Origin of the sequence: Planococcus sp. PAMC 21323 (assembly GCF_000785555.1) — a bacterium.
Classification (GTDB): domain Bacteria; phylum Bacillota; class Bacilli; order Bacillales_A; family Planococcaceae; genus Planococcus.
Map to the genome: position 1 here is coordinate 1400918 of NZ_CP009129.1, position 13785 is coordinate 1414702.

Below are 13785 nucleotides of genomic sequence, written 5' to 3' on the forward strand. Positions count from 1 at the left end.
GAAAAGCTAGAGTCTTCGGACTCTAAGCTTTTTTTGCTTTAATGTCTGCGCTCAGTCGGGTAAAATGAAAGTAGATAGCCTTTAAGGAGGGAATAGTTTGACAATCGAATCGATGAAAAACACAAAATTTCCAACTCATACATATAGTGAATGGCAACAAGCTGCTGAAGGAGCGATCAAAGGAAAGTCTTTTGAAGAAACGTTGAAAACGCCTACAATTGAGGACGTCACACTTGAACCTTTGTATACCAAAGACATGCTCGATCAATTAGGAAGCTACGTACCCACTCAAGTAGCAGCTATACAATATGGCAAGCATCAACCCAGCTGGCTCGTGTCTCAAGAAGTAACAGCTGACACAGCAGAAGAGTATTTAATCTTAATGAAAGACGATCTTCTACGTGGAAATGAAACGATCGTTTATACAGGTTACCGTAAATTTGAATGGACAGACGAACAATTGAATGAATTGGCGGAGCTAATTGTTAACCACCCTCTTTACTTTAAATTATCGGGAGAAGACCAGGACATACTACGGGTTTTTGACTTTGTAGCGCCAGAAAAACTTTCACGATTACAAGGTGTGATTTTTTCCGAAGAGCCAGTGAAGGCACCGGAAAATGTACGTACTCAATTAGTCGATACGATTCCTATTCACCACGCTGGAGGAACAGCGGTACACGAATTAGGTGTTGCGCTTAGTATGTTGTCAGAACAAATGATAGATGCTGATTTTACTGAAAGTGCTAAAAATACGTGGATTCGTTTTGCAGTAGATACTCAATTTTTCCAAGAAATTGCTAAACTGCGCGCATTCCGTGTATTGTGGCAAGCTTTTTGTTCGGCTTACGGAGAAGAAACACCAACGGTTCCTATATTTACAGAGACTTCGGTTCGTTCTTATTCGAAGCTTGATCCTTATGTGAATTTATTACGCGCAGGAAATTCAACATTTGCCGCAGTTCTTGGTGGTACGGATGCACATACCGTACATCCGCACGACTTTTTAACTGAGCCTGATTTATCGAGCCGCCGTATCGCGCGCAATGTACAATTAGTGATTAAAGAAGAAACACATGTATCACATGTTATCGACCCTTCAGCAGGCTCTTACTTTATAGAAACGTTGACGAAACAGTATGTCGAAGCGGGATGGAATTATTTCTTGGAAATCGAAAAAGCTGGAGGTTATTCAGAAGTTATCAAATCCGGATGGCTGACTGATGACATTCAAGCAAAATGGGTTGAACGAGAAAAAAATGTGGCGACACGTAAACAATCTTTAATAGGGACCAATATTTATGCAAATCCTCAAGAAACGGTTAAAAATGTAAAAACGGGTGACAGTCATTTAGAGTATATGACAGCCAAACGATTGGCGACACCTTTCGAAAAACTACGTGCTCAAAGCAAAATGACAAACTTAAAGTCAGCAATTATTTTAGTCGAACCACTAAGAAATATTAAAGCTCAAGTCGATTTTGTTTCTGGATTTTTAGCAGTCGGTGGAATTGAAGCAACTGTAAGTGGACATTTGCGGACAGCTGAACAAATCAATCAATATATAGAAAATGAAAGTTTAGATTATGCGGTGCTTTGTGGGTCAAAAGAAGAGATTGCGAGTTTAGTTCTTAACTTGAATACTACAGCAAGCATTGATCTAGCTGGCAAATATCCAAAAGAGCAATTAGCTGAGTGGAAACAATATGGAGTGAACGATACAATCTATTCAGGTAAACATATTACATCTAAGCTTGCGAAAATTCTTGCCCTAGGAAAGGAGGCGCACTAATGGCTAAACCCGATTTTTCAAAAATCACACTCGATCAATTAGCGATTGCAGCCAAAACAGTAGAGCATCAAAGCGCTTTTACTACAAACGAAGGCATCGATATTAAACAAACATATACCAAAGATGATAGTGAATTTCTGGAAGAAAGTATGCCAGGTTTTGCGCCTAATTTACGTGGGCCATACCCAACGATGTACGTATCACGTCCTTGGACAGTTCGTCAGTATGCTGGATTTTCTACGGCAGAAGAAAGTAATGCTTTTTACCGTCGAAATTTAGCAATGGGTCAAAAAGGATTATCTGTAGCGTTTGATTTAGCAACACACCGTGGGTATGATTCGGATCATGAACGAGTAGTTGGTGACGTGGGGAAAGCTGGCGTAGCGATCGATAGTGTTGAAGATATGAAAATTCTATTTGATGGCATTCCATTAGATCAAATGTCTGTTTCGATGACAATGAACGGTGCGGTAGTACCGATTATGGCATTCTTTATCGTAGCAGCTGAAGAACAAGGCGTGTCACCGGATAAATTAGCAGGAACTATCCAAAACGATATTTTAAAAGAGTATATGGTACGCAATACATATATTTATCCACCAGCGATGTCGATGCAAATCATTGCAGATATTTTTAAATACACATCAAATCATATGCCGAAATTCAACTCGATTTCAATTTCTGGTTATCATATCCAAGAAGCAGGCGCAACAGCAGACCTTGAGTTAGCATATACGCTCGCAGATGGCCTAGAGTATGTACGCACGGGTCTCGCGGCAGGCATCGATATTGATCACTTTGCACCACGTCTGTCGTTCTTCTGGGGCATTGGCATGAACTATTTCATGGAAGTTGCCAAGATGCGTGCTGGACGTGAAATCTGGGCGAAAATGATGAAGACGTTCAATCCGAAAAACGATAAAGCATTAGCTTTACGGACACATTCACAAACATCGGGTTGGAGTTTAACTGAGCAAGATCCGTTTAATAACGTCACGCGTACATTGATAGAAGCAAATGCAGCAGCCATGGGTCATACGCAATCGCTTCATACTAATGCACTTGATGAAGCCATTGCGTTGCCGACTGACTTTTCTGCACGAATTGCACGTAATACTCAATTATTCCTTCAAGAAGAAACCATGATGACCAATGTCATTGACCCGTGGGGTGGTTCTTATTATGTTGAATCACTAACAAAAGAATTAGTGGAAAAAGCATGGGAGTTAATTGAAGAAGTTGAGGAACTTGGCGGTATGGCGAAAGCAATTGAGACAGGCTTACCAAAAATGCGTATCGAAGAAGCGGCAGCCAAAAAACAAGCGCAAATCGATTCGAATGAAGAAACAATTATTGGTGTAAACCGTTACCGTTTAGATCAAGAAGACCCAATTGATATTTTAAATATAGATAATACAATGGTTCGTAAAACACAAATTGAGCGATTAGATCGGATGAAAGAGAATCGCGATAGCGAAAAAGTGGCAGCCGCACTAAGTGCATTAACCCAAGCTGCACAAACTGGAGAAGAGAATATTTTAGCATGTGCTATAGAGGCAGCTAGGCAGCGAGCTTCTCTTGGTGAAATTTCTGATGCAATTGAAATAGCATCTGGAAGACATAAGGCGGTGATTCGTTCAGTGAGTGGTGTTTATAGTTCGAATTTTTCTAACCAACAGGAAATGGAAATCGTTAAAGAAATGACAGAAGACTTTATAGAAAACGAAGGTCGCCGTCCACGTATTTTGATCGCTAAAATGGGTCAAGATGGTCATGACCGCGGAGCGAAAGTTATTGCAACTGCATTTTCTGACTTAGGCTTTGATGTTGATATCGGACCATTGTTCCAAACTCCTTCAGAAACAGCGCAACAAGCAGTAGAAAATGATGTCCACGTCATAGGCGTGAGTTCACTAGCAGCAGGTCACATGACATTGGTACCAGACTTGAAAGCTGAACTCGCGAAAATTGGCCGTGAAGACATTTTAATCGTTGTTGGCGGTGTTATTCCAGCACAAGATTATGAGTTTTTACGTAATAATGGAGCGAGTGCTATTTTTGGTCCTGGTACAGTTATTCCGGTAGCTGCACAAAAAGTGATTGAAGAAATCTATGTGCAACTTGGATATGAGGAAGTGGCAGACTGATGAGCCGCGAAAAAAACTCCAGGCGTGTCATGGAAGGTGTTCATGAAGCGCATGACGGAATGAAGGCTTTGCCACGGAAAAAATTTAAAAAACCGAAAACGGATAAACTTGATATTCAAGAAATTGCGCAAGGTGTAAAGAGTGGATCCCGTTTATATCTTGGAAAAGCGATTACTTTACTAGAAAGTTCAAATCCTGAACATAAAAAGAATGGGCAAGAGTTATTAAATCAATTGCTCCCTCATACAGGAAATAGTTTGCGCCTAGGTATTACTGGTGTTCCTGGAGCGGGAAAAAGCACCTTTATCGAAACCTTTGGTGAAATGTTGACGAGTCTCGGACATCGTGTAGCGGTTTTAGCGATCGATCCAAGTTCTTCACTTACAGGTGGTAGTATACTAGGTGATAAAACACGTATGGAGCAGCTAGCCCGTAATCCGAAAGCTTTTATCCGGCCTTCTCCAACGGCTGGTACGCTTGGCGGTGTGCATAAAAAAACGCGGGAAACGATGTTGCTATGTGAAGCGGCAGGATACGATATTATTTTGGTGGAAACAGTGGGTGTCGGTCAAAGTGAAACCTTAGTGCGCGGCATGGTTGATATGTTCTTGTTGTTGGTTTTAACGGGAGCTGGAGACGAACTACAAGGGATGAAAAAAGGGATATTAGAATTAGCAGATGCAATTATTGTTCATAAAGCGGACGGTGAAAATGCCCGTTTGGCGAAAAAAACAGTTGCGGAATACAAACAAATGCTTCATTTCCTGCAACCTGCGACAGCGAGTTGGACAACTAAGCCAATTGCTGCTTCATCTATTGAAAGTACCGGCATACCAAATGTTTGGGAAATGATTCAAGAGTTTGAGACGGCTGTGAAAGACAGTGGGCACTGGAAAAAGCGTCGCCAAGAACAAACAAAAGATTGGTTCCGCTCGATGATCACAGATGAATTGCATAGCCGCTTTTTTGATGATGCGAACCGCAGAGAACTGGTTAAAATACTGGAAAAGCAAGTGCTAAATGATGAATTGACAGTATCTCAAGCGATTATGCGACTTTTTGAGTAGGCTTTTTTGCAAGTCCACTAAACACCTGCTATGATTAAGAAAGCAATAATAAGGAGTGGTATTTGATGAGTATGGATTTTAACTTCCTAATGAACGATATAGTAACTCAAGCACGCCAGGAATTGATTGAAGGTGGATATACACAGTTGGAAACATCTGAAGATGTAAGCGAAGCTTTTTCGAAAGAAGGAACAAGCCTTGTAATGATTAACTCTGTATGTGGATGTGCCGGCGGAATTGCCCGTCCGGCTGCATTGCATTCAATTCATTACGACAAACGCCCAGATAATTTGTTTACAGTTTTTGCTGGACAAGATAAAGAAGCGACAGCTCAAGCACGCGCAATTTTTGGTGACGATCACTTGCCATCATCGCCATCTTTCGTATTTTTAAAAGATGGGAAAATGGTTGATGAAATTGGCCGTCACGAAATTGAAGGTCATGATCCAATGTCTGTTATTACGCATATTCAAGCAATATTCGAACAGCATTGCGACGAAGTGTAAGAAAGAATGCCTCTTATGGAGGCATTTTTTTATGTCAATATTTGGAGGGAGACAATGAAACTGAAGTTAAAGCCATATTCGATTGGTTATCGCACAATGAAAACTGCGTTAGGTGTAGCCATTGCAATTTATTTGGCTCAATTGTTGCAACTTGATTATTACGTCTCTGCTGGTATTTTAACAATTCTTTGCATACAACCAACAAAGAAAAAATCAATTCGAGCGGCATTTTCTCGTTTTATCGCCAGTTTGATCGGCATTGTTTTCGCTCTCATTTTTTTTGAAGGAATAGCCTATCATCCAATCATTATAGGTGTACTCATTGTTCTATTTATTCCTGTATTGGTAACTTTACGGTTTCAAGACGGGTTTGTCTCGAGTTCAGTTATTTTAATGCATATTTATGATGCGAAAAATTTAAGTTTCGACTTATTGACCAATGAATTAGCTCTAATGGTGGTCGGTTTTGGTACAGCATTAGCAGTAAATATGTATATGCCGAGTATTGAGAAAAAGTTGGAAAACTATCGATATGAAATTGAAGATTTATATGCCTCGATTTTTCGTGAAATTGTCGTTTACTTACGTGAAAGAGAATCGTTATGGAGCGGCAAAGAGTTAGTGGATGCGAGGAGATTATTAGAGAAAGCCAAAGCATTGGCTTACCAAGACGTAGAAAATCACATCACTCGGCACGAAAATAAGTACTATCATTATTTCGAAATGCGCGAACAGCAGCTAGAAATTATAGAACGTATTTTACCGAAAATTACGGCTTTGCCAGTCATTGTAGATCAAACCGAATTGGTTGCTGATTTTTTAGAAGATTTATCCGAACATGTTCATTCAGGCAATACTGCTTACCGATACATCTCAAAGCTCGATAAAGTAAAAGAGAACTTTGCAGACTTGCCACTGCCAGACAGCCACGAAAAATTCCTATCAATGGCCGAGTTGTACCAAGTCATTCACGAAATGGAAACCTATTTAGAAATTAAACAATCCTATAAAGGATTTCATACAAAAAAAGCGGAAATGCCTGTTTAGCTTTGACAGGCTTAAGATAATCCAGCGGAGTGGCGTTTTTTTCTACGAAGTCGGGGAACTTATGCCCTGAGAAACTGGCTCCTACAAATTTAAAAAGGACATTCCGTTTTTTCGGAATGTCCTTTTTACTTATTACAGTACGAAGCTTAAGCCAAACATAAAGCTTGATAACAACATGATACCAATCATCGCATAAACAATAAACTTACGGAATGCAGCGTTTCTCATTAGTAATAAACTCCTTTATCAATCAAATCTATTGAGCAAATCATATCATAGATTCATTGAAAATTGAAGAGACACGCTATAGGTTTCCGAATATTCACTAACAGCTAGAGTTTTTGTCAGTGAATCTGTACAATAAGAGAGAAGTCAAAAAAGGAAGTGAAAATGGGATGAAAAAAGTAGATCATATCGGAATTGCTGTAAGGGATTTGAATGCTGTCCTTCCTTATTACACAGAGACACTTGGTCTCCCACTTATGAAAATTGAAGAGGTGGAATCTCAAAAAGTACGGGTAGCATTTATTGATGCGGGCAATATTAAGTTAGAATTGCTTGAACCAATGGCTGAAGAAAGCGCTATCTTCAAGTTTTTAGAGAAAAAAGGCGAAGGTATTCATCATATTGCATTCGGTGTTGAAGGCATCGAAGAGCGAATGGAAGAGCTCCGCGAAAAAGGTGTGCAGCTATTGAACGATCAACCAAAACCTGGAGCAGGCGGAGCGATGGTTGCCTTTTTGCATCCAAAATCGTCAAACGGAGTATTGTACGAACTTTGTGAAAAAGAGTGATTAGGAGTGGAAAAAATGGACATTTACGAAAGAATTAACGAGTTATATGATCGCAAACGTGAAATTGAACTTGGCGGTGGCGAAGAACGCATCAACAAGCAACATGAAAAAGGAAAACTAACAGCACGTGAGCGTATTGATTTATTACTTGATGAAGGATCATTTGTAGAGCTTAGTCCATTTGTAGAACATCGTACGACAGATTTCGGTATGGCAAAAGGTCCGGGTGAAGGAGTTGTCACAGGATACGGAAAAGTAAATGGCAGACCGATTTATTTGTTTTCTCAAGACTTTACAGTATTTGGTGGAGCTTTGGGTGAAATGCATGCGAAAAAAATCGCCAATGTTATGGATTTAGCAGCCCGCAACGGTGCACCGTTTATCGGCTTAAACGATTCAGGCGGCGCACGTATTCAAGAAGGTGTGTTATCTCTTGATGGTTATGGACAAATTTTCTACCGCAACTCGATTTATTCGGGCGTTATCCCTCAAATTTCAGTGATTATGGGACCTTCTGCAGGTGGAGCGGTTTATTCACCAGCAATTACAGATTTTGTCTTTATGGTCGACAAAACGAGCCAAATGTTTATTACAGGTCCGAAAGTAATTGAAACAGTAACTGGTGAAAAAATATCTTCTGAAGACCTGGGAGGATCAAGAGTACATACAGCAATTAGCGGGAATGCACATTTCCGTGGTGAGTCAGAACAAAAAGTGCTTGAAATGGTCCGACAATTAATCAGTTACTTGCCACAAAATAATACGGAAATGCCGCCTCGCCTTGAAGAAGGAGAAGAAGACGACTACCGCCCAGATTTAGCAGATGTTGTACCTTATGAAGCGATCCGTCCTTATGATGTTCGCAAAGTAGTTGACCAAGTCGTAGACAAAGATAGCTTTATGGAAGTGCAACCAGAATTTGCACGCAATATCGTCATCGGACTGGCACGGATTAAAGGCGAAACTGTAGGATTAGTTTGTAACCAACCAAAAGTGATGGCTGGAGGACTTGATATCGATTCATCTGATAAAGCAGCACGTTTTATTCGTTTCTGTGATTCGTTCAACATTCCATTAATTACATTTGAAGACGTTACTGGTTTCTTCCCTGGTATTAAACAAGAACACGGCGGGATTATTCGTCACGGGGCGAAGATCCTGTATGCTTATTCAGAAGCGACAGTTCCTAAAATGACAGTAATTTTAAGAAAAGCTTACGGGGGTGCTTATGTAGCGTTAAACTCTAAGTCAATTGGAGCTGATTTGGTTTATTCATGGCCAAATGCTGAAATCGCGGTTATGGGTCCAAACGGAGCAGCCAATATCATTTTTGCTCGTGAAATTGCCGCAAGTGAAAACCCAGAAGAAACGCGTGCAGCAAAAATTGAAGAATACCGCGTAAAATTTGCGAATCCATATGTTGCGGCTGCTCGAGGAATGGTCGATGACGTAATTGACCCACGCGAAACACGTATTAAATTAATTCAAGCATTAGAAATGATGCGCAATAAAAAAGATACACGACCTGCAAAAAAACACGGCAATATGCCACTGTGAGATATAGAAGGAGTGCTTGTAATGAATAACGAACGATTAATCAATGAATTTTTGGAACTGGTTCAAATCAACTCAGAAACAAAACACGAAGGACCAATTTCCGTTATCCTACAAACCAAATTAGAGGCGATGGGTTTTCATGTCGTAATTGACGAGTCCGCTGCTGTTACAGGTCATGGTGCTGGGAATATTATTGCTACTTTACGTGGAAGTTTAAGCGAAGTTCCGGCTATCTATTTTACAGTACACATGGATACTGTAACACCAGGTGTTGGCGTTAAACCTGAAATTCGTGACGGTTATGTCTATTCGGATGGAACGACAATTCTAGGGGCTGATGATAAAGCAGGTATCGCAGCTTTATTTGAAATGATTCGTGTGCTTCAAGAGCAAGAAATTCCACATGGCGATATTCAATTAGTTATCACTGCTGGAGAAGAAAGTGGTTTAGTTGGAGCGAAAGAATTAGACTCTTCACTTATGATTGCCAAATACGGTTATGCTGTAGATAGCGATGGCAAAGTAGGAGGAATTGTGACAGCTGCACCAAACCAAGCAAAACTGTGGACAACTATTTATGGCAAAACAGCTCATGCGGGTGTAGCACCTGAAAAAGGCATTTCAGCGATTAGCATTGCTGCCAAAGCCATTGCTAAAATGACGTTAGGACGTATTGATGAAGAAACAACTGCTAATATCGGTCATTTTGAAGGTGGCGGGGCGACGAATATTGTTTGTGACGAAGTTCGTATTTTGTCAGAAGCTCGTTCAATAAGTGAAGATAAGTTAGCAGCACAAACCATTCACATGGAATCGGTATTTGAACAAGTTGCTGAAAATCTGGGGGGACGTGCAGAAACAAAAGTCCAATTAATGTACCCAGGTTTCCATTTTGATGATATGGATCCAGTTGTGGAAATTGCACAAAAAGCTGCTGCGAAAATTGGACGTCCTTCTCCAATTTTGACGAGTGGTGGAGGCAGTGATGCCAACATATTTAATGGGTTTGGCATTCCGACTGTTAATCTTTGTGTAGGATACGAAGAAATCCATACTAAAAATGAACGTATGCCACTTGAAGAACTTGAAAAACTAACCGAATTATTAGTTGAAATCGTAAAAGAATCAACGCTTAACTAAATAATACAGTGATTATGGATAAGAGAGAACAGGATGTATGTTCTCTCTTTTTTTGATACACTAAAAGAAAAGGAAAAGAGAGAAAGCTCAATGGCCAGCAGAGTAATATTTCATATTGATATGAATAGTTTTTATGCTTCTGTTGAACAGTCGCATAATCCCGAACTAAAAGGAAAAGCGATTGCCATTGCGGGAAATCCAAAAGAACGAAAAGGAATCATCGTAACTTGTTCTTATGAAGCAAGAGCTCATGGCATTTATACAACAATGCAAGTACATGAAGCAAAACGAAAGTTACCGGAACTCTTATTGTTGCCACCAAACTTTGAACGTTACCGGGCAGCATCAAAAGCAATGTTTGAAATTTTACGTACATACACGGATATGGTAGAACCAGTTTCTATTGATGAGGGCTATGTTGACGTGACCAGTTTGACTGAAACGCGTCATGCTTTAGAAATAGCTGACGAAATTCAACAACGGTTGTTAGCGGAATTGGATTTACCGTGCTCAATCGGCATCGCACCGAACAAGTTTCTAGCGAAAACAGCATCTGACATGAAAAAACCGATGGGAATTACCGTCTTGCGTAAGCGAAGCATTCAGGCTTTGTTGTGGCCAAAGTCGGTTATTGAAATGCACGGCATTGGTGAAAGTACAGCGGCGCGCTTAAAAAGCATCAAAGTTGAAACCATTGGAGAGCTAGCAACTGCAAATGAAGGTTTAATTAAAGAGAAAATGGGGAAAAACGGTTTGCGTCTACGAGAACGAGCAAATGGAATCGACGACCGTCCGGTAGACCCAGATTCGATTTACGATACTAAAAGTGTTGGAACCTCAACAACTTTGCCGATAGATGAAACAGATGAACTGCGTTTAAAAGTGTTATTTCGTCAACTTAGTGAGAAAGTAGCTAACCGACTAGAAGCGAAAGAATTGGCCGGATCGACGGTAAGTATTCAAACGCGCAGTTCAGATTGGAAAAACAGAACACGCAGTGTCACATTAAGTAATACCGTTTGGAAGGTAGAAGATATTCAACGAACGGCATGGCAATTGTTTATTAAACACTGGAATGGGGAAGCGTTAAGACTAATTGGGGTGACGGTATCCAATGTGGCAAGTAAAGAGGCTATGACCGAACAATTATCCATCTTTAATTTTCAAGAACATGTAAAAGAAGAACCAATACTGGACTTAATGGCTAAACTTGAAAGTCGTTTCGGAAAAAGTGTTTTGACGCGTGGAACTAAAATTAAAAAAACCAATTACGATTCAAAGACAAGTTTCAGCAAAGACTTTTTAGATGATCACGAAAGAAAGTAGGGGAAACATGCAATTATTATTTCTTGGTACTGGAGCGGGAATGCCGTCTAAACAACGTAACACTTCTGCGCTAGTTCTAAAATTGCTTGAAGAACGGGGAACTGTGTGGTTGTTTGATTGCGGTGAAGCCACGCAACACCAAATTCTTCGTACAACAGTAAAGCCACGCAAAATCGAAAAAATCTTTATTACGCATATGCACGGAGATCATATTTTTGGCTTGCCAGGCTTACTGGGATCTCGTTCATTTCAAGCTGGAGATGAACCGCTTGAAATTTATGGACCTAAAGGAATTAAAGAATATATCCAAATGACGTTAACGCTTAGTAGAACGCATTTAACTTATCCAATTAGTTACCATGAATTGACTGAAGGAATGATTTTCGAAGATGAGCTAATGACAGTGGAAACGCGTCTTTTAGATCACGTGATTCCTTCGTATGGTTTTCGAATAACCCAAAAGCCATTACCACCCAAGCTGCTTATTAATAAAGCGTTGTCTCTTGGTGTACCTAAAGGTCCGTTGTTAGCGAAGTTAAAAACAGGTAAAGATATTGAACTTTCGGAAGGACAGTGGGTACGGAGTATCGACGTCACAGAACCCGAACAACCTGGATTTGTCGTTACCATTTTAGGAGACACTCGTTATTGCGAAGCAGCGGTCGAATTGGGACGTAAAGCAAATGTATTAGTTCACGAAGCTACGTTTGATGGCACTGCTAAAAAGATGGCATCAGAATATGGTCATGCTACTGTATACGAAGCAGCTCGCACTGCCCGATTAGCAGAAGCTGACACTTTGATTATGAATCATATAAGTGCACGGTTCTTACCTGAAGATGAAAAACATTTGTTAAAACAAATGAAAGAGTATCATCCACGTGGATATATTGCGCATGATTTTGCCGAATTTGAATGGCAACAACAAGAAAAAATAATTAGGAAAAAACAGGGAAGTCATCAGTAATAGATGGCTTTTTTTGGTTAATGTTTAAATTATTTTTGGAAAATATAGAACATATGTTCTTTTTGTGATAAAATAAAGATACAGCTGTATGAGGGCGGTTTGGCCATTCCCAATGAAAGGGGGTGGTAACATGACCATTACTGAATCATTCGGTCTCGTTTTTACGAGTATCGGGCTAACGATTAGCGCTATGACACTAGTTGTATCAATGATTTTGGTCATTAACAAAAAAAAATAACCGTCCCATGTGGCGTGGAATGACGGTTATTTTTAAAGCCTGTATTCCAGCCAACCGCTCTCGAAGCGGCGTACAGCTGGCCGAATGCGAAAGCATTCGGTTTTTTGCGTTACCTTAAGTATACTAAATCTGAAGCATTTTGCAACTGCCTTATAACCAACCGCGCTTATACGGCTCTGGAGCTATGATATCAACGTTTAGCTCTTTTGCTGCGGTATAAGCCCAGTAAGGGTCACGAAGCAGTTCGCGGGCTAGAAAGACCATATCCGCACGTTCATTTTGGAGAATTTCTTCAGCATGTAATGGGCTGGTGATTAAACCAACTGCACCTGTTGCAATAGGTGTCTCTTTTTTAATGGTCTCAGCAAAAGGTACTTGGTAGCCGGGAAATACAGGGATGCGAGCAGGAACGACAGCACCTGAGCTAACATCAATCAAGTCGACACCTTGTTGTTTCATCCATTGACACATTTCTACATATTGATCGGCAGTCATACCGCCTTCGCTATAATCGTGAGCGGAGATTCGAACAAATAATGGGCCATCCCAAACTTCATTTACTGCATCGATCACTTTACCCAATAAGCGGTAGCGATTTGCTGCGCTGCCACCATATTCATCTGTCCGGTTATTCGTTAAAGGAGATAAGAATTGGTTGATTAAATAACCATGTGCACCATGCAGTTCAATAACATCGAATCCCGCTTTTTTAGCACGAATAGCACCAAGTTTAAAAGCCTGTATGGTGTCTTCAATATCAGTAATAGACATTTCTTTCGGTAATTTATAATTATCATCAAAAGCAAGAGCACTTGCTGAATAGATGTCACCATCAACTGTTGCTTTTCTGCCGGCATGAGCCAATTGAATGCCTGTTTTGGCTCCGCTTTGTTTCATTAACCGAACAATTTCAGCTTGACCTTCAATATGAGCATCATCCCAAATTCCAAGATCTCTCGATGAAATGCGTCCTTGTGGTTGAACAGCTGTCGCTTCGGTAATAATTAGACCAACACCACCCACTGCACGTGTAGGGTAGTGAATGCGGTGCCAGTCGGTTACTTGTCCGTCTTCTTGGTCGCTTTGATACATACACATAGGTGCCATCACAATGCGGTTTTTAAAAACAATTTCTTTGATTGTATATGGTTCGAACAACTTCGCCATAAACTGACCTCCTTCTAGTAGATACAACTATCAAGTA

The 13785-nt window shown here is 40.4% G+C and carries 12 protein-coding genes; 10 read left to right on the forward strand and 2 right to left on the reverse strand.

What is annotated here, in order from left to right; translation table 11 throughout:
* Positions 1–97 precede the first annotated feature (97 nt).
* The 5 genes from PLANO_RS07110 (at position 98) to PLANO_RS07130 (ending at position 6559) form a co-directional block, all read left to right on the forward strand.
* Positions 98–1792 (forward strand): methylmalonyl-CoA mutase family protein, encoded by a 1695-nt coding sequence (locus PLANO_RS07110; protein WP_052124292.1) that lies wholly within the window; start codon positions 98–100, stop codon positions 1790–1792.
* Positions 1792–3939 carry a methylmalonyl-CoA mutase gene (gene scpA / locus PLANO_RS07115; RefSeq protein WP_038703768.1) on the forward strand — a complete coding sequence of 716 codons (2148 nt, stop codon included), beginning with the start codon at positions 1792–1794 and terminating at the stop codon, positions 3937–3939. Before PLANO_RS07110 ends, scpA begins: the two co-directional genes overlap by 1 nt.
* Positions 3939–5006, forward strand: coding sequence for a methylmalonyl Co-A mutase-associated GTPase MeaB (gene meaB, locus PLANO_RS07120; RefSeq protein ID WP_038703769.1), 1068 nt, complete (start codon positions 3939–3941; stop codon positions 5004–5006). Before scpA ends, meaB begins: the two co-directional genes overlap by 1 nt.
* 65 nt (positions 5007–5071) lie before the next feature.
* The gene (locus PLANO_RS07125; protein ID WP_038703770.1) at positions 5072–5512 is read left to right on the forward strand and encodes a BrxA/BrxB family bacilliredoxin; all 441 of its coding nucleotides are present in this window, start codon (positions 5072–5074) and stop codon (positions 5510–5512) included.
* Positions 5513–5566: 54 nt separating this feature from the next.
* On the forward strand, positions 5567–6559 hold the full coding sequence (locus tag PLANO_RS07130) for an aromatic acid exporter family protein (RefSeq protein WP_038703771.1): 993 nt from the start codon (positions 5567–5569) through the stop codon (positions 6557–6559).
* 132 nt (positions 6560–6691) lie between these two features.
* On the opposite strand, the gene prli42 is transcribed toward PLANO_RS07130, so the two are convergent.
* Positions 6692–6787 (reverse strand): stressosome-associated protein Prli42, encoded by a 96-nt coding sequence (gene prli42, locus PLANO_RS15955; protein WP_155800335.1) that lies wholly within the window; start codon positions 6785–6787, stop codon positions 6692–6694.
* 167 nt (positions 6788–6954) lie between these two features.
* Here prli42 and mce point away from each other — a divergent pair, with 167 nt between their 5' ends.
* The 5 genes from mce to rnz all read left to right on the forward strand — a co-directional run bounded on the left by mce (position 6955) and on the right by rnz (position 12343).
* Positions 6955–7353, forward strand: coding sequence for a methylmalonyl-CoA epimerase (gene mce, locus PLANO_RS07135; RefSeq protein ID WP_038703773.1), 399 nt, complete (start codon positions 6955–6957; stop codon positions 7351–7353).
* Positions 7354–7368: 15 nt separating this feature from the next.
* Positions 7369–8910 carry an acyl-CoA carboxylase subunit beta gene (locus tag PLANO_RS07140; RefSeq protein ID WP_038703774.1) on the forward strand — a complete coding sequence of 514 codons (1542 nt, stop codon included), beginning with the start codon at positions 7369–7371 and terminating at the stop codon, positions 8908–8910.
* Between the two features lie 21 nt (positions 8911–8931).
* Positions 8932–10050, forward strand: coding sequence for a M20/M25/M40 family metallo-hydrolase (locus PLANO_RS07145; RefSeq protein ID WP_038703775.1), 1119 nt, complete (start codon positions 8932–8934; stop codon positions 10048–10050).
* Between the two features lie 90 nt (positions 10051–10140).
* Complete coding sequence (locus PLANO_RS07150; RefSeq protein ID WP_038705403.1) at positions 10141–11376, forward strand: DNA polymerase IV; 1236 nt, start codon at positions 10141–10143, stop codon at positions 11374–11376.
* A 7-nt stretch (positions 11377–11383) separates the two neighbouring features.
* Positions 11384–12343: a ribonuclease Z gene (gene rnz, locus PLANO_RS07155; protein WP_038703776.1), complete on the forward strand. Its 960-nt coding sequence runs from the start codon at positions 11384–11386 to the stop codon at positions 12341–12343.
* Positions 12344–12731: 388 nt separating this feature from the next.
* Here rnz and namA read toward each other — a convergent pair whose 3' ends face one another.
* Complete coding sequence (namA, locus tag PLANO_RS07160; protein ID WP_038703777.1) at positions 12732–13748, reverse strand: NADPH dehydrogenase NamA; 1017 nt, start codon at positions 13746–13748, stop codon at positions 12732–12734.
* Positions 13749–13785 lie beyond the last annotated feature (37 nt).

Coding starts and splice junctions, on each gene's coding strand:
- PLANO_RS07140 (WP_038703774.1), top strand. CDS start 7,369: ATGGACATTTACGAAAGAATTAACGAGTTATATGATCGCAAACGTGAA.
- prli42 (WP_155800335.1), bottom strand. CDS start 6,787: ATGAGAAACGCTGCATTCCGTAAGTTTATTGTTTATGCGATGATTGGT.
- PLANO_RS07125 (WP_038703770.1), top strand. CDS start 5,072: ATGAGTATGGATTTTAACTTCCTAATGAACGATATAGTAACTCAAGCA.
- mce (WP_038703773.1), top strand. CDS start 6,955: ATGAAAAAAGTAGATCATATCGGAATTGCTGTAAGGGATTTGAATGCT.
- PLANO_RS07150 (WP_038705403.1), top strand. CDS start 10,141: ATGGCCAGCAGAGTAATATTTCATATTGATATGAATAGTTTTTATGCT.
- meaB (WP_038703769.1), top strand. CDS start 3,939: ATGAGCCGCGAAAAAAACTCCAGGCGTGTCATGGAAGGTGTTCATGAA.
- rnz (WP_038703776.1), top strand. CDS start 11,384: ATGCAATTATTATTTCTTGGTACTGGAGCGGGAATGCCGTCTAAACAA.
- PLANO_RS07130 (WP_038703771.1), top strand. CDS start 5,567: ATGAAACTGAAGTTAAAGCCATATTCGATTGGTTATCGCACAATGAAA.
- PLANO_RS07145 (WP_038703775.1), top strand. CDS start 8,932: ATGAATAACGAACGATTAATCAATGAATTTTTGGAACTGGTTCAAATC.
- namA (WP_038703777.1), bottom strand. CDS start 13,748: ATGGCGAAGTTGTTCGAACCATATACAATCAAAGAAATTGTTTTTAAA.
- scpA (WP_038703768.1), top strand. CDS start 1,792: ATGGCTAAACCCGATTTTTCAAAAATCACACTCGATCAATTAGCGATT.